Raw genomic sequence first — 20335 nt, forward strand, 5'->3', positions numbered from 1 at the left:
CGGCTGTGCCCCGGGGCGTGTGTCACCGGTAGTTCGGAACCGCGGGGAGCGTGGATTGGATAGCGAGCCGGTTTTTTCCGGAGGCGCCGGCAGCCTAGAGCTGCTGCAGCAGGATGGGGGCCGTCGTAGGCTGCTCGGAGCCCTGGGCCGGCTCGACGGTGATGCCCAGGTGCGTGGCCTGGTCCATCGCGCCTTCGACCAGCGTGGTCTTCGGCGTCGTGCCCGTCGTGTCCAGCATGCCCATGGGGGTGGCCCCGCCCTCGCCGATGAGCCAGAGTTCGTACCCCTTGTCGGACGGCAGTGACGGCAGCCCGCGCGTGGTCAGGGCGGCCAGTCCGGCCGATGCCGAGTAGGCGACGGTCACCTCGCCGCCGTCGTCCGTGCGTTGGGTCGCCGATTTCATGTCGGTGGCGGAGAAGATCCGCTGCATCTGTTCCTGATGTTCCGACAGGGCCCTGAGCTGCTGCTCGAGCTGATCCTGCTGCTGGTTCTGGTTCACGACCACGCCGGTGAGCGCTCCGGCGGCCAGCAGGAGCGCCGCCGCGGCGCCTGCCAGGATCCTGGTGGGCCAGGTGGTCCGGGCGGTGCGGCGCCTGCGGGCGGCGTCGAGGTCGGCGACCCCGTCCGCGCGGGGTGGGGCGCCTGCCTCCGGGGTGCGGGGGGTCCGGGCGGCCGGGTGCGCGGGGGCTTCGCTGGTGGCGGGCAGTTGTGGGGTGTCGCGGATAGCGGCCATGATGTTGGCCTTCACGCGCGGCGGCGGTGCCACCGGGGTGGTCTGTTCGGCCAGCCGGGCCGCGGTTTCGCTCAGGGTGCGCACCTCGTGGAGCGTGTCCTGGGAGGCCAGGGCCCCGTTCTCGAAATCCTCGCGTTCGGCGGGGTCGAGGGCATTGAGCGCGTAGGCACCGGTGAGCAGGTGCAGTTGCCGGTCCATCACGCCACTCCTAACTGGTCTCTGAGCTTGATCATGCCATCGCGTATGCGCGTTTTCACCGTTCCCACGGGGACCTCGAGCAGCCTGGCCACTTCCTGGTGGGTGAAACCGCCGAAATACGCCAGTTCGATGGCCCGCCGCTGGGCTTCGGAAAGCTGTTCGAGGGCCCGGTGGACGCGTTCTCCTTCGAGGTGGGCCTCGACGGTGTCCTGGACGTCGTCGTAGCTTTCCTCGAATCCCTTGATGCCCTCGCGCAGGTCGCGTTCCCGGCTGCTCTGGCTGGCCCGCACGCGGTCGACGGCCCGTCGGTGGGCCAGGACCATGATCCAGGACACGGCCCGGCCACGGTCCGCGTCGAAACGGGCGGCTTGCTGCCAGACCTCGACGAAGACTTCCTGCAGGACCTCCTCGGATTGCGACTCGTCGCGCAGGATGCGCAGGATGAGCCCGAAGACCCGGGGCGAGACGTCGTCGTACAGGACCTCGAAAGCTGCCTGGTCGCCGGCGGCGATGCGGTGGATGAGCACCTCGGGGTCCGCGGGTGCGGGGTCGTCCGCAGTCCTGGCCCAGGGCAATCTCATGGATGCAAGTCTTGCATGCCGCGCGTCCTGCCGAAAACAGGACCCTTCCATCGGCCGGGCCGTGTCGCGTTCTGGCCGTGACCGCCGGGGGTCCCGGGACGGAAGCACCACGGGCTCCGGCGATCGCAACCGCAGGAGCCCGTTGGCCATCGCCCTTCCGGCAACTACTTCTTGGCCGGCGGCATCAGCACCTGGTCGATGAGGTAGACGGTGGCGTTGGCGGTCTTCACGCCGCCGCAGATGACCGAGGCGTCGTTGACCTTCAGGTCGTCGCCGCTGCCGGTGACCTTGACCTCGTCGCCCTCGACCGTCTTGTGGGTTCCGGTGATCTCATCGGGCGTCATCTGGCCGGGGACCACGTGGTAGGTCAGGACCTTGGTGAGCATGTCCGCGTCTTCGACCACTGCGTTGAGGTCCTTCTCGGGGATCGCGGCGAACGCGTCATCGACCGGGGCGAAGACGGTGAACTCGTCGCTGTTGAGCGTGTCGACCAGATCCACCTTCGGGTTCAGCTCGCCCGAGACGGCCTTGGTGAGCGTCTTGAGCATCGGGTTGTTCGAGGCGGCCACGGCCACCGGGTCCTGGGCCATGCCCGCGACGGAGCCGGCTCCGTCCGGAACCATCTTGGCGTAGGCCTCGCAGCCCGGGCCCACGAGGTTGGCCGCCGGGTCCATGTCCTGGGACATGGCCGAGGACGACGACCCGGAGGACTCCGACATGGGGGCGGACGAGGAGGACTCCATCGGCATCGACGAGGACTCCCCGGATCCGGCGTCGTTGCCACCGGCACAGGCGCTGAGGCTGAGGGACCCCACGGCGAGCAGGCCGAAGAGTGCTGCATACTTGCGGTTCATGGTCTTCATGACTTTTCTCCTTGCTGGAGCGGCCGGAGCCGCCATGGTTCCCGTCCCCCGATGGGGTGGGCTGTCATGGAGTCATTCGGAGCCGCGGCGCCGGCGGATTGGACGGGGGCCGAAAACCTACGGACCGTGAAGTTCCAGCGCTTATACCATCGGGGGGCCGGCAAGTCCAGCGACGGGCATGGGGAGAACTCCCCATCGCGCGGATCCCGCCGCTCCCCTAGAGTCGTCTCATCGGCATCGGAGCTGTTTTCCCCCCAAGATTGCTCCGATGCCGATCACCTTTGCAGAAGGCGGCCGGGAGTGCATCCCGGCCGCCTTCTTCTGCGTGGGCGGGACGTCCGCGCCTCCGGCCCTCACCCCAGCCGGCCCCGCAGGTCCGCGAACGCCCGGACGTAGGCGGCGGATTCGAGGTAATGGCCGTGACCGGCAGCGATGAACTGGTAGCCGCGCTCCCGGTAGGAGGCCGCCCTGCGGTCCGCGCCGGGCCCGCCGCCGACGTACCGCGCCGGGAACCCCAGCGGATCCGTGGGGCGGTAGAGGTTCAGCCACCGGTCCCCCATGACGCTTCCCAGCGAGCCAGGACGCACGAGGACCGGTCCTGGCCCGGTGGTCCCTTCCTTCCCGTCCGGCTCCCCGGCGGGGGCAGTCGGCCACGGGTCGTGTGCGGTGGCCGAGGGCGGGCCCGACGGCACCAAGGAGAGCACATCCGGGCCGCACACCGCCGGGAAGAAACGGGAGAAGTAGCGCCGGAGCTGGCAGCCGTAGCTGAGCAGGCCAATCCGCTCCCGGTCGGACTCGGCCAGGCCGCGGGCGCCCAGTTGGAACAGGGCCGCGACGGCCAGGACGATCCCCATCGAGTGGGCGGAGATGACCAGGCGCCGCTCCCGGGTGCGGAGCTCCTGTCCGGGCTGCTCCTGTCCGGGCTGCGCCGTCGTGTCGGCAAACCAGTCGACGATGCGGTCCGCCACTTCGGGGACCACGCGCTCGGCATAGCACGACGGGCCGAACGGGTGGGCTTGGGTGGGCAGGAAGCACATCAGGTCCCAGAGCAGCCCCAGGGGCCTGGCCTCGGAACGCCGCGAGAGCAGGTACAGGACGACGACGGCGATCATGCCGGCCCACAGGCCCAGGTCCCCGAGTGCGCGCAGGACACCCCAAGCACCTCCCGTTTCAGTCGGGGCACCGCCCAACGACGGGACGAGCGCGGCCCATCCGACGCAGATTCCCACGAAGACGGCCCACCCGAGCCAGCCCAGGTACACCTCCATGCGGCGCAGCAACGCGGCCTTGCGGCGGGCCCGGTAGACGGCCTCGGCCGCGTGCTCGATCATCGGCCCGGTGGTCCAGTGGCCGGCCTGTGCGAGCAGCTCCTCCCGGATCGCTGCGACGTGTCCCGGTTTCAGCGGCACGGCCCGCCGGTGGATACCGGCCTGGCGCAACGCCAACCACGACAGGGCCACGACCAGCAGCACCAGGAATCCGGCCCCCTGCAGCACGTAGACCAAGGGAGGTGTGGGCCCCCGGAGCACCCATCCGGCCCCCAGGACGACGGCGAAGGAGAGCAGCAGCGCGAACCCCGCGGCCAGGGACCCGAGCACGAACGGGCCCCTGCCGTTCCACCCCAGCACCTCGCGCCCCCGGCTGGGCTGCCCCGGGGCCTCGAATCCGCCCAGGGACCGGGCCGCCTGTTCGGACTGCGCCAGCAGCACCGCCAGCGCGAGGGCCACCGCCAGCACGATGACCGTCGCCGCCATCGCCCCGGCCCGGCCGCCGCGTCCCCCGGCCGGATCGGCCAGGCCCAGCCCGATGACCCCGGCCAGGACGAGCGCCCCGGCCGCCAGGTAGGCCACGTGCCGGCGCGGCCGGTCCCCGGCGACCTGGGCCTGTGGCTTCACGATCCACACCGCCCCGCCCACAGTGAGCAGCGCCGCCACGCCGGTGGCCAGCGGCCAGGCCACCGCATGCCAGCCGGTCGGGCCGTCGGCGGATCCCAGGGCATCGGAGTGGTCGAACGCCACGATCGCCGCGAGCCAGGACAGTGCCGCCCCGGAATGGATCCGCCGCAAGCGGCCCATCCCGGACCCGACCAGCCACACATCGCGCTGGGCCAGCAAGGGGGCACCGGGGGTCACCGGGGCCGTGCCCGGCGGTACCCGCCCCGGACGCGAGGGGCCGGTGAGGTAGCGGGTCCGGCCGAGCAGGGGCAGCACCACCACCGCGGCCAGGGAGAGCAGCGGCAGCACCAGCAGCACCGCTTCGCGCGCGCCGCCACTCCAGCCGGCGAAGGGCGCCAGCACGGTAGCGGCGCCCGGGCAGGTCGCGGCCGGGCTGCCCTCAGGCTGGGCCGCATCGAGGCATTGCCGGGCGATCATGTCCCACGCCACCGTGGCCGCCGTCGTGATGAACAGCAGGCTGAGCAGCAGGCCGTAGAGCCGCATGGTCCCGGCCCCGCGTCCGGTGCTGATCGTGTGGGCGATCCACCGGTGCTGGCCGCCGGTGCCCGCGTCCTGGTCGGGAACGCTGCCGGTGCCGATCTGGCTGCGCGACCAATACGCGGTGTTGGCTAGGCCGAACGGCGCCAGGGCGAACCACAGGACCTTGACCAGAGCGTCGCCGATCGCCCCCAGCGCCGGCACCCCGGTGAAGCGGGCCAGCCGCCCCCAGGCGTAGGCCTCGACGCGGCGATCCTGCGGTGCGGTGGCCGGGCGCGGGGTGCGGTAGGTCGAGAAGCCGGCCAGCCGGTCGCCGCGGCTGACCACCACGCGGTCGGGCGTCGTCTCGAGCATCTGGTACGGCGGGGTGTTCAGGACCCCGTGGATGCGCAGTTCCAGCAGGTGGTACCCATCGCCTGCGGCCCGCTGTTCGGATCCCATCCCGGCCCCTTCCGCATCGTGTCCTGCTGCCAGTGAACCACGATCCCACCTGCGGCCGACGGGTTGGCGCCCCGGCGTGGCAGGGCGACACGGCTCGCGACACGGCACGGCACGGGGCACGGCAAGGAGCCCGGCCGGACAGCCACGCAGGACGCTGACACGGCCGGCCGTGGCCCGTAGAGTGCGGGCATGGAGACGAGCACCCAGCGCCCCACGCCCGACGGACCGCAGATGGACCCGGAAGAGGTGCAGGACCTCGAACGCTGGTGGCGGGCGGCGAACTACCTCTCCGCGGGTCAGATCTACCTGCGCGGGAACCCCCTGCTGCGCCGCCGACTCGAACCCGAGGACATCAAGTCCCGGCTGCTGGGCCACTGGGGCACCACGCCGGGGTTGAACTTCATCTATGCCCACCTGAACCGGGCCATCATCGCCGCCGGGCAGCAGATGCTCTTCGTGACCGGCCCCGGCCATGGCGGGCCCGCGAACGTGGCCAACACCTACCTGGAGGGCTCCTACACGGAGATCTACCCCGAGATCACCCCGGACGAGGAGGGCATGCGCCGGCTCTTCCAGCAGTTCTCCTACCCCGGCGGCATCCCCAGCCACGCGGCCCCCGCAACCCCCGGGTCGATCAACGAGGGCGGCGAGCTCGGCTACTCGCTGGCCCACGCCTTCGGCACGGTGTTCGACAACCCGGACCTGGTCAGCGCCTGCGTCGTCGGCGACGGGGAGGCCGAAACCGGGCCGCTGGCCGGCTCGTGGAAGTCCGTCGCCTTCCTGGACCCGGTGCACGACGGCGCCGTGCTGCCCATCCTGCACCTGAATGGCTACAAGATCGCCAACCCGACGGTGCTGGCCCGCATGCCCGAGGACCGGCTGCGCCGCTACTTCGAGGGGCTGGGCTACGCCCCGCGTCTGGTCACCGTGGCCGACCCATCCGACCATGCCGCCGCCCACCGCGATTTCGCCCGCGCCCTCGACGGCTGCCTGGCGGACATCCGGGCGATCCAGCAGCGGGCCCGCGACGACCACTCCGACACGGCAGGCCGACACGATGCCGAGCAGCCAGCCTGGCCGATGATCGTGTTCCGTTCCCCCAAGGGCTGGACGGGACCCGACGTGGTGGACGGGCTCCAGGTGGAGGGCACCTGGCGCGCCCACCAGGTCCCGGTCACCGACGTGCGCGAGGACCCGGGGCATCTGGCCGTCCTGCAGGACTGGCTGGCCTCCTACCGCCCCGACGAGCTGTTCGACGCAGCGGGCGCGCCCCGGCCCGAAACCGTCCGGCTCGCCCCGCCGCCCCGCCTGCGCATGGGCTCCTCCCCCGTGGCCAACGGCGGCCTGCTGCTGGAGGACCTCGTGCTGCCGACGATGGCCGACCACGCCGTGGACGTCCCCGCACCGGGCACCGAACGCAGCAGCGCCATGATCAACCTCGGAGCCTGGATGCGCGAGGTCATCACGCTGAACCCCCACACCTTCCGGCTCTTCGGCCCCGACGAGACCGCCTCCAACCGGCTCTCCGCCGTCTACGAGGCCACCGACAAGGTCTGGCAACCGGAACTGTACGACGTCGACGAGCACCTGGCGCGCGCCGGCCGGGTCATGGAGGTCCTCAGCGAGCACCTCTGCCAGGGCTGGCTGGAAGGGTATCTGCTCTCGGGCCGCCACGGGGTCTTCAACTGCTACGAGGCCTTCGTGCACATCGTCGACTCGATGTTCAACCAGCATGCCAAGTGGCTCGAGTCCCACCGCGAGCTGCCCTGGCGCCAGCCGGTGGCCAGCCTGAACTACCTGCTCTCCTCCCACGTCTGGCAGCAGGACCACAACGGATTCTCGCACCAGGACCCCGGCTTCATCGACGTCGTGCTGAACAAGAAGCCCGAGGTCGTGCGGGCCTACTTCCCGGTCGATGCCAATACGCTGCTGGTGACCATGGACCACGTGCTGCGCACCCGGGACTACGTCAACGTCGTCGTCGCCGGGAAGGCGCTGGCGCTGCAGTGGCTCACCCTCGAGCAGGCCCGGGAGCACTGCGCGGCCGGGATCGGGACCTGGGACTTCGCCGGCACCGAAGTCGCCGGCCAGGAGCCGGAGGTCGTCCTGGGGTGCGCCGGCGACGTCCCGACCGCCGAGGTCGTCGCCGCGGCCGCCCTGCTGCGCGAGGACGCCCCGGACGTGCGGGTGCGGGTGGTCAATGTGGTGGACCTGATGCGCCTGCAGGACGACCAGGCCCATCCCCACGGGCTCACGGAGGAGGACTTCAACCGCTACTTCACCCGCGACCGGCCCGTCATCTTCGCCTATCACGGGTACCCGTGGCTGATCCACCGGCTGACGTACCGGCAGGCCAACCACGAGAACTTCCATGTCCGCGGCTACCTCGAGGAGGGAACGACGACGACCGGCTTCGACATGGCCATGCTCAACCGGATCGACCGGTTCCACCTGGCCCTCGACGTCCTGGACCGTGTTCCGGGCCTGGACGAGCGGTACCCGGAGCTGCGGGCCCGGTACGGCAAGCGGCTGGAGGAAGCCAAGGACCACACGCGCCTCCACGGCGAGGACGCGGAGGCCATCACCGGCTGGACCCTCTGACCCGTCCGTTGACCGTCTACGCGCTGATCCGCTGCAACAGGCGGTTCGGGCTACAGCGAGGCGTCGTGGCGGGTGAATCCGGCGCGGAGCACGACGTGGCCGGGCCGCATCGACTCGATATCGGACCACAGTGCCAGGAAGGACGCGCGGTCCCGGCGGCCCAGGATCCCGGCCAACGGCCACGGCCGGTTCACCCCACGGCGTTCGTAGCCCATGAAGCTGGAGGCGCGGTGTCGCCCGACGACGAGGCCCACCAGTCGGGCACCGGCGATGGAACCGGAACCGGCCACCGGGCCGTCCAGGACGAAACGCACGTCGGAGACCAGGCCCACCTTCTGCCCCTGGGCATCGCGCACCTCGGAGCCGAGCAGGTCACTCAGGATCATGGCGGCCTCCAGGGATCCGGGCGATCACGTGGTCGCGCAGCCAATGTTCCACCCACCGCACCGGAAGGCCCTCGGCCCGGTTGCGCAGCACCAGGACCGTTCCCACCCGGGCGACATCCGACCACGGGATGCGCATCATGCGCTCCAGCGGCGGTTGCCCGCCAAACAGCCGGGTCCCCAGCGTGGGGCCCATGAGCAGGTCCGTGATCTCCGGGGCAGGGGCTCCCGGGAGGATGGGTTTCCCCTCGTCGGGCAGGGAGATCTCGATATCGTCGACGACGGACACGACGAGTCCGTCGGTGTCGTAGATCTGCCGGTCGAGCAGGTGCAGGACCGCGTCCAGGACCTTGCCGGCCGGTGCCGTGTTCTGGGTTGTCATGCTCCAGCCCCCGTAATGATCATCAACGGGATCGCCGCGACGGCCGCGACAAGGATGATGACCAGGTAGATCGTTCCCAGGCCGTTCAGGAACCGCCCGTTGACGGCGTCGCCCATGTATTCCGGGTCGTTGGCGACCACCAGGATCGGAATGTACGTCAGCGGCAGCGCCACCGCGGAGAACACCACGGACAACTCGGTGACCATGACCGGGTCCACGCCGGTGGCCAGGATCGCGACGCCGACCAGCAGGGTGGCGATCATCGCGACGTGGAACCGCGCTGCCTCGGCGGGGCGGTGGAGCTTGCCCCACGTCCAGCCGAAGTACTGGGCCAGGGTGTAGCCCGAGGAGAGGGTGGTCTCCAGCGCCGCCCCGAAGGTCGCGGCCAGGATGCCGACCAGGACCACGATCAGGCCGATCTTGCCCCCGGCCTCCGCCACGGGCAGCACCACCTGGGACAGCGAGGAGACGGTGATCCCCTGGGGCATCAGCACGACGGCGGCACAAGCGGCGATCGACAGGGACAGCAGGCCGCCAAGGGGGAATCCGACCAGGACGTTGATCCGCGACTGGGCCACGTCCTTGGGCCCCCACTTCTCCTCGATCGCCCCCGAGGAGAAGAAAAACACCTCGTAGGGGGTCATGGCCGCCCCGAACAGGGCCACGGCGTAGTACCAGTAGGTCCAGGGGCTCTCGCTGCCGGGCACCGTGGGATTGAGCGCCTGCCCGGCCAGCTCCAGCCAGTTGGGCCCGAGCTGGAACAGGGCCACGCCGAAGGCCACCAGGCACAAGCCCAGCATGCCGGCCACGTTCTCGAGGATCTTGAACTTGACCCGCCAGACCACCAGCCACACAAAGAACCCCGCCACCGGCACCCAGGCCAGGTAGGTGATGCTGCTGGCCAGTTGCAGGGCCAGGGCGATGCCGCCGACCTCGGCGGTGACGGTCATCAGGTTGATGAAGAACGAGGCCAGCAGGTTGGCTCCGGCGGCACGCGCCCCCAGCCGTTCGCGGATGATCTCGAACGTGGCCGTCCGCTGACCGCCGCCACCCGGCCCGACATGTGGGCGAAGGCGCAGATGCCGATGATCCCGACGATGACGACCCAGGCCAGGCCCATGCCGAAGCGGGCACCGACCACCGAGTTGGTGACCAGGTCCCCGATGTCGACGAAGCCGCCGATCGCGGTCAGGATGCCGAGGGCAACCCCCATGAGCCGCTTCATCGGGACCAGCCTTCGGTCGCGTGCCCGATCGTGTCAGCCAGCTTCGCCAGCTGCTCGATGTCGGAGGCCGCCGACGTTCCCGGTGCCGTGCCCGGCAGCTGCAGGTTCGCGCGGGCCGTGGCCAGGGCCTGCTCGGCTTCCCCGGCCAGTTCCAGGGCGCGGCGCTGCTGGTCGCGTTCGGTGGTGGTCTTCGGCGACAGCTTGCCCATCTTCGCTGCCGCCTTGTTGACGTCCTTGAGCATGTTCTCCAACAGGGTGTCGACGGCGCCGGGGAGGGTCAAACCCGCGCGCTCCTGGTCCAGGCCGAGTTCGGCGCTGGTGAGCGAGGATTCCACCTCGGCCGCCGCCCGGCCGAGTTTGCCGGTGGTCCCGCCCTGCTGCGTGACGCACCCGGTGAGCAGGACCATCACGGCGAGGGCCGCCAGCAGGACCGTGGCGAGCCGGGCGCCCGGCCGTCCGGGCGCCCTCGTCGTTCCGTGGCTCATGGCGTCGGCTTGCCGCCGTTGACGTTCAGGGTCTCCCCGACCACGTAGCTGGACTCGGCGGAGGCGAGGAAGACGTACGCAGGGGCGAGTTCCACCGGCTGCCCGGCCCGGCCCAGGGGCACGTTGTGGCCAAACTTCGGCAGCTTGTCCTTGGGTTGGCCGTCCGAGACCTGCAAGGGCGTCCAGATCGGGCCGGGCGCCACGGAGTTGACGCGGATGCCGCGGGGGGCGAGCTGGATGGCCAGCCCCTTGGTGAAGGCCTTGATCGCGGCCTTGGTGGCGGCGTAGTCCAGCAGGGTCGGGGACGGCTCGTAGGCCTGGACGGAGGTGGTGTTGATGATGCTGGCCCCATCGGGGAAATGCTTCAGGGCGGCCCGGCAAAGCGTGTACTGCGCCAGGATGTTGACCTGGAAGGTCTGCATGACCTGTTCGTCGTCCAGATCCTCGAGCTTCTCGATGGCGATCTGCTTGCCGGCGTTGTTCACCAGGATGTCCAGCCCGCCCAAGGCCTCGGCTGCCTGGTCGACCAGTGAGTTGCGGTAGTCGGCGTCCAGCAGGTCTCCGGCCAGCCCCACGCCGATCCGTCCTTCCGCCTCGATCACGGAGATCACGTGGCGGGCGTCCTCGTCCTCGGCCGGGAGGTAGGCAATGGCGACGTCGGCCCCTTCACGGGCAAAGGCAATGGCGACCGCCGCGCCGATGCCCGAATCGCCTCCGGTCACCAGGGCCTTGCGCCCGACGAGCCGGCCGGTGCCGACATAGCTGTCCTCGCCGTGGTCGGCGCGTGGCTCCAGCCGGGTGTCCAGTCCCGGTTCCGGCTGGTCCTGTTTGGGCGGGGAGATCTTCGGGTGGCGGGTCACGGGGTTGTCCAGCTCCAGCTGGGCGGCTGCGTCCTGCGGGTTCGGGTCGCGCTGTTCCATGTGAATGGCCTCCGTCGTCGTGGACTGCCCGGTGGACAGGTGGTGCTTCCGGTTTTCACGCTATGGCACCACCGGGTGGCGGGCAATGGATTCGTTCGCCGCCCAGCCTGTGGTGGTGGACGTCACGTCCGGGAGCCGTCATTCCCAGTGGACGTCGCCTGGGTCCTTGTCCGGCCGCCAGCCGCGCCAGACCGGATGGCGCAGCCGCCCGTCCCCGGTGACCTCGCTGAACCTGACCTCGCCCACGAGTTTCGGGCTCACCCAGCTCACGTCCCGGCGATCCGCGGTCGGGACATCGTCGACGGCAGGGGTCTTGCGGGTGATGCGTCCCAGCCGGGCCTTCGCCTCGTCCAGCTCATCGGCCGAAAACCCGGTGCCGACACGGCCGGCATAGTGCAGGGCACCGTCGTCGTTCACGGCCAGCAGCAGCGACCCGACGGTCCCCTGGCGCGATCCGCCCCCGGCACGCCAGCCTATGACAACGACCTCCTGGTGGGACTCGTGCTTGATCTTGACCCAGCCGCGGCTGTGCTTGCCCGGCACGTAGCGCCCGTCGGTCTTCTTCGCGACGATGCCTTCCAGGCGCAGTTCCCGGCTGGTGCCGATCGCCTCGGCCAGGCTGCCGGTGTGCGCCACCGGCAGGTGGATGTGTTCGCCTTCGGTGACCGCGTCGAACATCGCCTCGCGGCGTTCGGCGTACGGCGAGCGCATCAGCTGGCGGACATCCCCGTCCCCGTTCCCATCTTGGCTGGCCGGCAGCCGCAGCGCGTCGAAGACCATGTAGTGCACCGGGACCTTGGCGGCAATGGCCTCGATCTCGCGGCGGCGGGTCAGGTTCATCCGCTGCTGCAGCCTGCCGAAGTCGGGTCGGCCGGAGGCATCCAGAGCGACGATCTCGCCGTCGAGCACCGCACCGTCCCCGGCGAGCCCTGCGAGTTCCTGCAGTTCGGGGTAGGCGGCGGTCAGGTCGTTGCCGTTGCGGCTGGCCAACGCCACGCGTCCTCCGTACACCCCGGCGATGGCCCGGATTCCGTCCCATTTCATCTCATAGGCCCAGTCGTCGGCGGAGTCGAGGTCCGCCGTCGTGCCCTTGGTCGCGAGCATCGGGGCCGGAAGGTCCCCGGTGTCCGGCGCCGCGTCGGCGGCGCGTGCCGTCGAGGTGCGCCCGCTCCCCCGGCCCGTGGCCTTGCGGCGGGATCCGGTGTCCTCCGGCGTTGTCGTGGCCTCCGTGGTTTTCGGGGCGCCCTCGGCATCGCCCGGTTCGGGCTGGTCCTTCGTCAGGTGGATCAGCCAGTTCTTTTCGTCTCCCATGCCAGGGGCGTTGACCAGGGCGTAGCGCCGCGGCACCCCGCCCAGTCCGCCGTCGGGCCTGCCATGGAGCACGGCGATGACCTCCTTGCCCTCACGCCATTTCTCCAGGTCGCAGGTCCCGGCGTCCCAGATGGTGACCTCGCCGGCACCGTACTCGCCCTTCGGGATGGTGCCCTCGAAGGAGCCGTAGTCCAGCGGGTGGTCCTCGGTCATGACGGCCAACCGGTTCTGCCCGGAATCCAGCGGGGGCCCCTTGGGCACGGCCCACGAGACCAGCACCCCGGAGTGCTCGAGCCGGAAATCCCAGTGCAGGCGGGTTGCATGGTGTTCCTGGATGACGAAGCTCGGCTCGCCGTCGCGGGCCGATGCCGGCTCCGCGGGCACCGGTTCGGGGGTCTTCGACGCGTCGCGCATGGACCGGTACTTCTCCAAGCGGTCGGGGGTGGTGCTGCCGGTCCAGGCCTGCCCGGCCAGCGGGTCGAGGCCGTCGTCCACCCGCTCGAGGACCTCCTGGTAGTCCAGGTGGCGCAGCTTCGGGTCCTCGATCTCCTCCCAGGTCCGGGGCGCGGCCACTGTGGGATGGGACCGCCCGCGCAGCGAGTACGGGCAGATGGTCGTCTTCGCGCCGTTGTTCTGGCTCCAGTCCACCAGCACCTTGCCCGTCCGCAGGGACTTCTTCATGTCGGAGACCACCAGCTGGGGGTGGTCGGCTTCGAGGGCGCGGGCCAGTTCGTGGGCCACCTCGGAGACCTGTGCGGAGGTGTAGCTGCCGTCGAGCGGGGCGTAGAGGTGGATGCCCTTGGACCCCGAGGTGACCGGGACGCTGTCCAGGCCCATGTCCGCCAGCAGGTCGCGGCACAGCAACGCCGTTTCCGCGCATTCGGGCAGCCCGGCGCCCTCCCCCGGGTCGAGGTCGAGGACCAGCCGGTCCGGGGTTCCCTGCTGGCCCTGCGGGGTGAACCGCCACTGCGGAACGTGCAGTTCCAGCGCCGCCAGCTGCCCGAACCAGGCCAGCACGCCCGGCTCGTTGGCCAGCGGATAGATGTTGGTGTGGTCCTTGTGCTTGAACTCCACGCGCGGGATCCACTCGGGTGCCGAATCCTCCAGGTCCTTGCGGAAGAACACCTGGCCGGGCTTGTCCGCGGTTCCCACCCCGTGGACCCAGCGTTTCCGGGTCACCGGGCGCCAGGCTGCCTGCGGGATGAGGACGTGGGCCACCCCGGCGAGATAGCGCAGGACGTCGGCCTTGGTGGTCCCCGTCTCGGGGTACAGGACCTTGTCGAGGTTGCTGACCTTCAGCCGCCGTCCGGAGACGTCGACCAGCTGCTCGTTCGCACGTGGTGACATGGGGCTTCCCTTCCGTCCAGCACCACTCTGCCCGTCGTGCCACTGCTTGGCCAGTCCCTCCGGCACGGGCTCCGGTCCCTCCGGCGCGCGGATTCGTCCACCGGCAACCCGATGGCTGGTCACCTGCCATTGCCGGTGCTTCACTGGGGGCATGAGGGCTATATGGACAGGCGCCGTCGCCTTCGGCCTGGTCAACGTGCCGGTCAAGGCCTACGGGGCGATCGAGGACCACGACGTGGACCTGCACCAGGTCCACGACGCCGACGGCGGGCGGATCCGCTACCAGCGCCGCTGCGAGGTCTGCGGCAAGAAGGTCGACTTCGACCACATCGACAAGGCCTACGAGGAAGGCGAGCGCACGGTGGTGCTCACCGACGAGGACATGGAGTCGCTGCCGTCGGAGAAGAGCCGGGAGATCGAGGTCGTCCAGTTCGTCCCGAACGAGCAGATCGATCCGATGATGCTCGAGCGCAGCTACTACCTCGAGCCGGATTCGAAGTCGCCGAAGGCCTACACGTTGTTGCGCCAGACCCTGGAGGACACCGAACGGACCGCGGTGGTGAAGTTCGCGCTGCGCCAGAAGACCCGGCTGGGCCTGCTGCGGGTGCGCGACAAGGTCCTGGTGCTGCAGGCGATGCTCTGGGCCGATGAAGTCCGCGAGGTCGATTTCCCGGCAACGAAGACGACGACGAAGATCAGCGACAAGGAACTGAAGATGTCCGCGGCGCTGGTGGACCAGTTCAGCGACGACTTCACCCCGGAGGAGTTCGAGGACGAATACCAGGTCGAGTTGCGCACGCTGATCGACGAGAAGCTCAAGCAGGGCGACACGTTGGATACCGATGCGACGTTCGGCGACCGGGAGGCGGCGCAGGAGGAGGCAGGTTCGGGTTCCGGCGATGTCATCGACCTCATGGAGGCCCTGAAGCGCAGCGTCGAGACCAAGCGCTCGACCTCCGGCAAGGCTGCCGCCAAAAAGCCGGCCGCGAAGAAGCCGGCCTCGAAGAAACCAGCGACGAAGAAGCCGGCCGCCAAGAAGGCCGCGAAGAAGGACGACGCGGCACCTGACAAGGCCTCCTCCCGGAAGTCGGGCCCGAAGAAGAAGACGACCGAGAAGAAGTCGACGGCCAGGAAGTCGACCGCCAAGAAGCCAGCCTCCCAGGAGTCCGGCGCCAGGACCGCGGCCAAGAAGGGAGCCTAGGTGGGCCAGCGGCTCCGGCGCGTCCAGCCCGGCACCGGCGGCATCACGCGGCGCAAGGCAGGACGCGGATTCACATATATCTCGGCCAATGGGCGGCGCATCACCTCCGCCATCACGCTGGAGCGCATCCGCGATCTGGTCATCCCGCCGGCCTGGACCGATGTCTGGATCGCCTCGGAGCCGAACGCGCACATCCAGGCAACGGGGGTGGATGCGGCAGGACGCACCCAGTACCTCTACCACCCGCGCTGGCGGGAAATCCGCGACAGCGAAAAGTTCACCCGCTCGCTCTCCTTCGCCCAGTCGCTGCCGGCCATCCGCCGCGCCGTGACCCGCGATCTGAAGCAGGACCGCGACCCCCGCCATCGGGCACTGGCCGCGGCGATCCGCCTGGTGGACCACGCCGGACTGCGCATCGGCGGCAGCACCTACGCCCAGGAGAACGGTTCCTTCGGTGTCTCCACGCTGCAACGCCGCCACGTCCGTGTGGAGGGCGACCGCGTCCACCTGCACTTCACCGGCAAGTCCTCCGGCGAGTGGGACGTGGTGTTGCGGGACGAGCAGCTACCCGCGTTCTTCGAGGCCATTCCGCACACTCCGCGCACCGCCCCGGCGATCTGCTACGCCGTTGCCACCGGCCGCCGAAAGGATTGGCACGGCGTCTCCGACACGGACATCAACGGCTACCTCGGCGAGATTGCCGGCCATGGCTTCACCGCCAAGGACTTCCGCACCTGGCAGGGTACGGTGATCGCCGCCCGCTCCCTGGCCCTGGCCTACCGCGCGGGGACCACCGCCCCGGAAGCGGTGACCGCCGCCGTGCAGGATGCCGCCGCCTGGTTGCACAACACCCCGGCCATCGCCCGCACCTCCTACATCAACCCGCGGGTGGTGGCGCTGTTCGAACAGGGCCAGGTGGCGGATTTCCGCCGTCAGCAGGACCGGGCGGTCCTGGCCCTGCTCTCCGAGGGCGAATCCGCAGCCGAGACGACAGCCGCTAAGGTGGCGTTTGAGTAGACGTCGAGTGCAGGAGGCTGCCGTGGACCCCCAGACCGTGCAGTTCACCCCCGCTGGCGCCATGCCCGAAACCGCCTTCGCGTCCGCCGTGCTGGCAGCGGCAGGACGCTGTGCCGGCGACCCGTCGCCCATACTGGACGCCCTCCGGGCGGAGACGGGCACCCCGCCGCTTCCCGGACACGGGGAAACCGCCGCGCTATGGCAGCTGCTGGCCTCGGTGGCCGCACTGGACCTCACCGCCGCGCGCACCCTGGAGCCCCACCTGGACGCCGCGGCGATCCTCGACCAGGCCGGCGTCGGGTGGGAGCCCGGAATTATGTGGGGCGTCTTCGCCGCCGAGGGCCCCGGAGCGCGGCTGGACGCAGTCGAAGGGCACGACGACGGCAGCTGGCTGCTCTCCGGTGACAAGCCCTGGTGCTCGCTTGCCGGTAGCCTCGATTCCGCCGTCATCACCGCAACTGTTCCCGATGGCAGGCGGGCTTTCGCGCTCGACCTGCGCCAGGCCGGCGTCGTGCCCGTGCCCGGGACCTGGGCCAGCCACGGCCTGTCCGGCGTACCCAGCGGCCCGGTCCGCTTCGACGACGCCGTCGCCCACCCCGTCGGCGAGACCGGGTGGTACCTCCAGCGGGAGGGATTCGCCTGGGGCTCCCTGGCCGTCGCCTCCTGCTGGTTCGGCGGGGCGGTCGGGCTCTTCCGGAGCCTGCACGCAGCGGCAGGACGCCGCAAGCCCGACCAGCTGGCCCTGGCCTGGCTGGGCGAAGCCGACCGGTTGCTGGCCTCCGGTGCTTCGCTGCTGGCGGACGCCGCCCGTTCCGTCGATACCGGCCGGGTGGGATGGCGCCAGGCCCACCGGGTGCGGGGGCACATCGCCTCCCTCTGCGAGCGCATGCTGGCCATTTGCGGCCAGGCGATGGGCCCCGGCCCGCTGGCCTTCGATGCCGAACATGCCCGGCGCGTCTCCGATCTCCAGGTGTACATCCGCCAGCATCATGCCGCGCGGGACGACGCCGCCCTGGGACGCCTGCTGGTGGAGGATTCCGGGGCGGGACCTGCCGGGGGGACCTGTCCATGGTGACCTTCAGCCATGAGGATTCCGGCACCCCGGAGAGTGCCTGGGCCGCTGCCGGCGCGGGCCGGTTGCCGCCGCTGGATGCCGGGGTCGTGCCGGGGGCCGGGGAACGGCTCATCGTCGTCGCGGCACACCCCGATGACGAATCGCTCGGAGCTGCGGGTCTGGTGCACACCGCCCTGCAGGAGGGGGCGACCGTCCACGTCATCGTATTATCCGCCGGGGAGGCCTCCCATCCCGGCTCCCCCACGCACGCCCCGGGGCAACTGGCCGCCCTGCGCACCCGGGAACTGGATGCCGCCCTGCGGCTGCTGCGCGATGGAGCATCCGATCCGACCGGCCTGTCATGGGAGCACCTCGGCCTGCCCGACGGGGGGCTGGCCCGCCACGCCGACGTCCTCGAGTCGGCCGTCACCTCGGCCGTCGACGAACCCGCCGGGGTGTCCGGCCGTCCGCCCGCCGCGCGTACCGTGCTCGCGGCGCCGTATCGCTTCGATGCCCACACGGACCACGACGCCGCAGGGTCCTGCGCAGCACAGGTCGCGGCCCGGCGGCACCTGGGCCTGCTGGAATTCCCCATCTGGTACTGGCACTGGGCGACGCCGATGCATCCGGAGTGGCGGCACTGGCTGAGGCTGCCGTTGGACACGCGCGCGCAAGAGGCCAAGCAGGATGCCCTCGCCGCACATCGCTCCCAGACCAGCGCGCTCTCCCCGGCCCCGGGCGACGAGGTGCTGCTCGGTGCGGGGTTCCTGGAACACTTCCGGCGACCGGCCGAGACATTCCGCTGGACACCTCCGGTACCACGGGATTCCACCTCGGCAGCCAGTGTCTTCGACGACCTCTACCGCCGGAACCGCGATCCCTGGGACTACCTGGACAGCAGCTACGAACGCCGCAAACGGGCCATCACCCTCGCTTCACTTCCCCGCGAGCAGTATGCCGCGGCCGTCGAGGCAGGGTGCTCGATCGGCGTCCTCACCGCCGAGCTGGCGCGCCGCTGTTCCCGCGTACTCGGGATCGACGCCAGCCAGGTCGCGTTGGAGGCGGCCCGCACCCGCCTGGAGGCAGTCGGGAACGTCTCCCTGCTGCGTGCCGATCTTCCCTCCGGCTGGCCCCGGATGCCCGAGGGCTCGCTCGATCTGGTCGTGCTCTCCGAGATCGGCTACTTCCTGGGCCGGAGCGAATGGCAGGAACTGCTCTACGCGGCCGCCCAAGCGCTGGCTCCGGGCGGGGACCTGCTGCTCTGCCACTGGCTCCACCCGATCGACGGATGGGAACTCGACGGAGTGCAAGCGCACGAGCTGGCCCATGCGCTTGGATGGACGACCATCGTCAACCACCGCGAAGAGGACTTCCTGCTCGAAATCCTCCGCTCCCCCGGCGGCACCGATGAATAGCCCGTTGAATAGCAGGGTCGAACCGCTCGAGCGGATCGTCGTGGTTGTTCCGGTGCATGACGAGGAACGGCTGCTCGGCTCCGCACTGGCGCACATCCGGCCCGCCATGGACCGGGCGGAAAACCACAAGCGCCTTCGGACACGGCTCATCGTCGTCCTCGATGCCTGCACCGATGGCTCGGCCTCCATCGCGGCGTCGGCAGCCGCAGCGGACACGAGGATCAGCGTGGTCACCACCGATGCCCGCTGCGTCGGGGCAGCCCGGGCGTTGGGGGTGGCCGCGGCCACCGCGGGCTGCCCTGGACCGTCCCTGCCTCGCTGGTGGGTCGCCAATACCGACGCCGACACCCGCGTCCCTCCCGATTGGCTCGAGCTCTTCGCGGAGGCAGCCGATGCGGGTGCCGATGCCCTGGTCGGCACCGTTGAACCCGACATCGCCGAGTTGGGGCCAGCCCGGTTCGCCGCGTGGCGATCCGCCTATGTCCGGGCCGAGTGCCACCCGCACATCCACGGGGCCAATCTCGGGGTACGGGCCTCGGCCTACCGGGACGCCGGGGGTTTCCAGCCGGTTCCCGGCAACGAGGACGTCGGCCTGGTCCGGGCGCTTCGTGCCTGTGGCGCCACCGTACGGTCCAGCGGGGAACCACAAGTTGTCACCTCCGCCCGGCTCCGGGGCCGGACCGCGCACGGATTTGCCGGTTACCTCTCCAGCCTGCCCGCCCCCGGGGGCATCGGGGACGCCATCGCCTGCGAGGAGACGCAATTCGTGGACACCGTGGGGCACCGCCCGTAACGTCAAAGGTGTTGGCAGCCGGAAACGGCGCCCCTCCAGAGCTCCGGCTGGCATCCCGCCACGCGGTGGCGGACAACCACCACAGCGCCGACACGCTCAGGCCGCATACCCGCCTCACGGCAGCCCCGGGGCAGTTGGGAGATCAGATGTCATCAGAATCCACCACCACAACGGACCATGACGAAATCCGTGCGTGGGCCGAAAAGCTCGACGGCACCCCTGCGTGCGTGCGCGCCACCGGGAACGCCGACGATCCCGGCATCCTGCGTTTCGACTTCCCTGGCGGGACCGGAGAGGACGAGCTGGCGCACATCTCCTGGGAGGACTGGTTCGACAAGTTCGATGCGTCCAACCTGGCCCTGCTGTACCAGGAGCAGAAGAGCAGCGGGGAGCCCAGCACGTTCTTCAAGCTGGTCTCCCGCTAGCCCGGAGTCCCGAGCCAGTCCTGGAATACTCCGCACACTACCCCGGACGAGGGTTGCAGACATGGCAACTGCGCGAGATTACATGACAGGTTCCGCCGAATGTATTGGCGAGAACGAGACCCTTGAGCAGGCGGCACAGAAGATGGTGCAGCTGGAGGTGGGTTCCCTGCCCATCTGCGGCGACGACAACCGGCTCAAGGGCGTCGTGACGGACCGCGACATCGTGGTGAAATGCCTGGCGACCGGCGGTGACCCCCGCACGGCGCTGGCCGGCGAGCTCGGCGGGGGCAAGCCCGTCACCATTGGCGCCGACGACGACATTGAGGAAGCCATTTCCACGATGCAGAAGCACCAGCTGCGTCGGCTTCCAGTGATCGACGGCCACGACCTCGTGGGCATGCTCAGCCAGGCCGACATCGCCCGCAGCTACCCGCGCGAGCGGGTCGGGGACCTGGTGGAGTTCATTTCCTTCGACTAGGCGATGCCCGCCCGTTGTGGCGCCGCGTTCCCCCGAGGGAACGTGGGGCC

At 70.2% G+C, this 20335-nt stretch carries 19 protein-coding genes; 8 read left to right on the forward strand and 11 right to left on the reverse strand.

Annotated elements, in window-relative coordinates; genetic code table 11:
* Nucleotides 1-94 precede the first annotated feature (94 nt).
* The 4 genes from AB8M85_RS07435 to AB8M85_RS07450 form a co-directional block, all read right to left on the reverse strand.
* Nucleotides 95-931, reverse strand: a complete 837-nt coding sequence (locus AB8M85_RS07435; RefSeq protein ID WP_372698137.1) for an anti-sigma factor domain-containing protein — start codon at nucleotides 929-931, stop codon at nucleotides 95-97.
* Nucleotides 931-1512, reverse strand: coding sequence for an ECF RNA polymerase sigma factor SigK (gene sigK / locus AB8M85_RS07440; RefSeq protein WP_372698138.1), 582 nt, complete (start codon nucleotides 1510-1512; stop codon nucleotides 931-933). Before sigK ends, AB8M85_RS07435 begins: the two co-directional genes overlap by 1 nt.
* 164 nt (nucleotides 1513-1676) lie before the next feature.
* Complete coding sequence (locus tag AB8M85_RS07445; RefSeq protein ID WP_372698139.1) at nucleotides 1677-2375, reverse strand: fasciclin domain-containing protein; 699 nt, start codon at nucleotides 2373-2375, stop codon at nucleotides 1677-1679.
* A 353-nt stretch (nucleotides 2376-2728) separates the two neighbouring features.
* On the reverse strand, nucleotides 2729-5248 hold the full coding sequence (locus tag AB8M85_RS07450; protein ID WP_372698140.1) for a hypothetical protein: 2520 nt from the start codon (nucleotides 5246-5248) through the stop codon (nucleotides 2729-2731).
* A gap of 189 nt (nucleotides 5249-5437) precedes the next feature.
* Between AB8M85_RS07450 and AB8M85_RS07455 the strand changes: the two genes are divergently transcribed.
* Nucleotides 5438-7849, forward strand: a complete 2412-nt coding sequence (locus AB8M85_RS07455; protein WP_372698141.1) for a phosphoketolase — start codon at nucleotides 5438-5440, stop codon at nucleotides 7847-7849.
* A gap of 50 nt (nucleotides 7850-7899) precedes the next feature.
* Here AB8M85_RS07455 and AB8M85_RS07460 read toward each other — a convergent pair whose 3' ends face one another.
* From AB8M85_RS07460 to AB8M85_RS07490, 7 genes are all read right to left on the reverse strand, one after another.
* Nucleotides 7900-8235 carry a PRC-barrel domain-containing protein gene (locus AB8M85_RS07460; protein WP_372698142.1) on the reverse strand — a complete coding sequence of 112 codons (336 nt, stop codon included), beginning with the start codon at nucleotides 8233-8235 and terminating at the stop codon, nucleotides 7900-7902.
* The gene (locus AB8M85_RS07465) at nucleotides 8222-8614 is read right to left on the reverse strand and encodes a PRC-barrel domain-containing protein (protein WP_372698143.1); all 393 of its coding nucleotides are present in this window, start codon (nucleotides 8612-8614) and stop codon (nucleotides 8222-8224) included. Before AB8M85_RS07465 ends, AB8M85_RS07460 begins: the two co-directional genes overlap by 14 nt.
* Nucleotides 8611-9633 carry an NRAMP family divalent metal transporter gene (locus tag AB8M85_RS07470; RefSeq protein WP_372698550.1) on the reverse strand — a complete coding sequence of 341 codons (1023 nt, stop codon included), beginning with the start codon at nucleotides 9631-9633 and terminating at the stop codon, nucleotides 8611-8613. Before AB8M85_RS07470 ends, AB8M85_RS07465 begins: the two co-directional genes overlap by 4 nt.
* A complete protein-coding gene (locus AB8M85_RS07475) occupies nucleotides 9564-9839 on the reverse strand; it encodes a hypothetical protein (RefSeq protein WP_372698144.1) in 276 nt (91 codons plus the stop codon). Before AB8M85_RS07475 ends, AB8M85_RS07470 begins: the two co-directional genes overlap by 70 nt.
* On the reverse strand, nucleotides 9836-10324 hold the full coding sequence (locus AB8M85_RS07480) for a hypothetical protein (RefSeq protein WP_372698145.1): 489 nt from the start codon (nucleotides 10322-10324) through the stop codon (nucleotides 9836-9838). Before AB8M85_RS07480 ends, AB8M85_RS07475 begins: the two co-directional genes overlap by 4 nt.
* Nucleotides 10321-11244 (reverse strand): SDR family oxidoreductase, encoded by a 924-nt coding sequence (locus tag AB8M85_RS07485; protein WP_372698146.1) that lies wholly within the window; start codon nucleotides 11242-11244, stop codon nucleotides 10321-10323. Before AB8M85_RS07485 ends, AB8M85_RS07480 begins: the two co-directional genes overlap by 4 nt.
* Before the next feature lie 138 nt (nucleotides 11245-11382).
* Entirely contained in the window at nucleotides 11383-13902 is a 2520-nt protein-coding gene (locus AB8M85_RS07490; RefSeq protein ID WP_372698147.1) for an ATP-dependent DNA ligase, read from the reverse strand.
* A 151-nt stretch (nucleotides 13903-14053) separates the two neighbouring features.
* On the opposite strand from AB8M85_RS07490, the gene AB8M85_RS07495 reads away from it, so the two are divergent.
* From AB8M85_RS07495 to AB8M85_RS07525, 7 genes are all read left to right on the forward strand, one after another.
* Nucleotides 14054-15103 carry a Ku protein gene (locus tag AB8M85_RS07495; protein WP_372698148.1) on the forward strand — a complete coding sequence of 350 codons (1050 nt, stop codon included), beginning with the start codon at nucleotides 14054-14056 and terminating at the stop codon, nucleotides 15101-15103.
* A complete protein-coding gene (locus tag AB8M85_RS07500; RefSeq protein ID WP_372698149.1) occupies nucleotides 15104-16120 on the forward strand; it encodes a DNA topoisomerase IB in 1017 nt (338 codons plus the stop codon). It begins immediately after the preceding gene.
* A 22-nt stretch (nucleotides 16121-16142) separates the two neighbouring features.
* A complete protein-coding gene (locus tag AB8M85_RS07505) occupies nucleotides 16143-17195 on the forward strand; it encodes an acyl-CoA dehydrogenase (protein WP_372698150.1) in 1053 nt (350 codons plus the stop codon).
* Nucleotides 17189-18589 (forward strand): PIG-L family deacetylase, encoded by a 1401-nt coding sequence (locus AB8M85_RS07510; RefSeq protein ID WP_372698151.1) that lies wholly within the window; start codon nucleotides 17189-17191, stop codon nucleotides 18587-18589. Before AB8M85_RS07505 ends, AB8M85_RS07510 begins: the two co-directional genes overlap by 7 nt.
* A 4-nt stretch (nucleotides 18590-18593) precedes the next feature.
* On the forward strand, nucleotides 18594-19382 hold the full coding sequence (locus tag AB8M85_RS07515) for a glycosyltransferase family 2 protein (protein ID WP_372698152.1): 789 nt from the start codon (nucleotides 18594-18596) through the stop codon (nucleotides 19380-19382).
* Between the two features lie 146 nt (nucleotides 19383-19528).
* Nucleotides 19529-19807 carry a hypothetical protein gene (locus AB8M85_RS07520; protein WP_372698153.1) on the forward strand — a complete coding sequence of 93 codons (279 nt, stop codon included), beginning with the start codon at nucleotides 19529-19531 and terminating at the stop codon, nucleotides 19805-19807.
* A 61-nt stretch (nucleotides 19808-19868) separates the two neighbouring features.
* Complete coding sequence (locus AB8M85_RS07525; protein ID WP_372698154.1) at nucleotides 19869-20285, forward strand: CBS domain-containing protein; 417 nt, start codon at nucleotides 19869-19871, stop codon at nucleotides 20283-20285.
* The last annotated feature ends 50 nt before the right edge of the window (nucleotides 20286-20335 follow it).

Origin of the sequence: Arthrobacter sp. JSM 101049 (genome assembly GCF_041679245.1) — a bacterium.
Classification (GTDB): domain Bacteria; phylum Actinomycetota; class Actinomycetes; order Actinomycetales; family Micrococcaceae; genus Arthrobacter_H.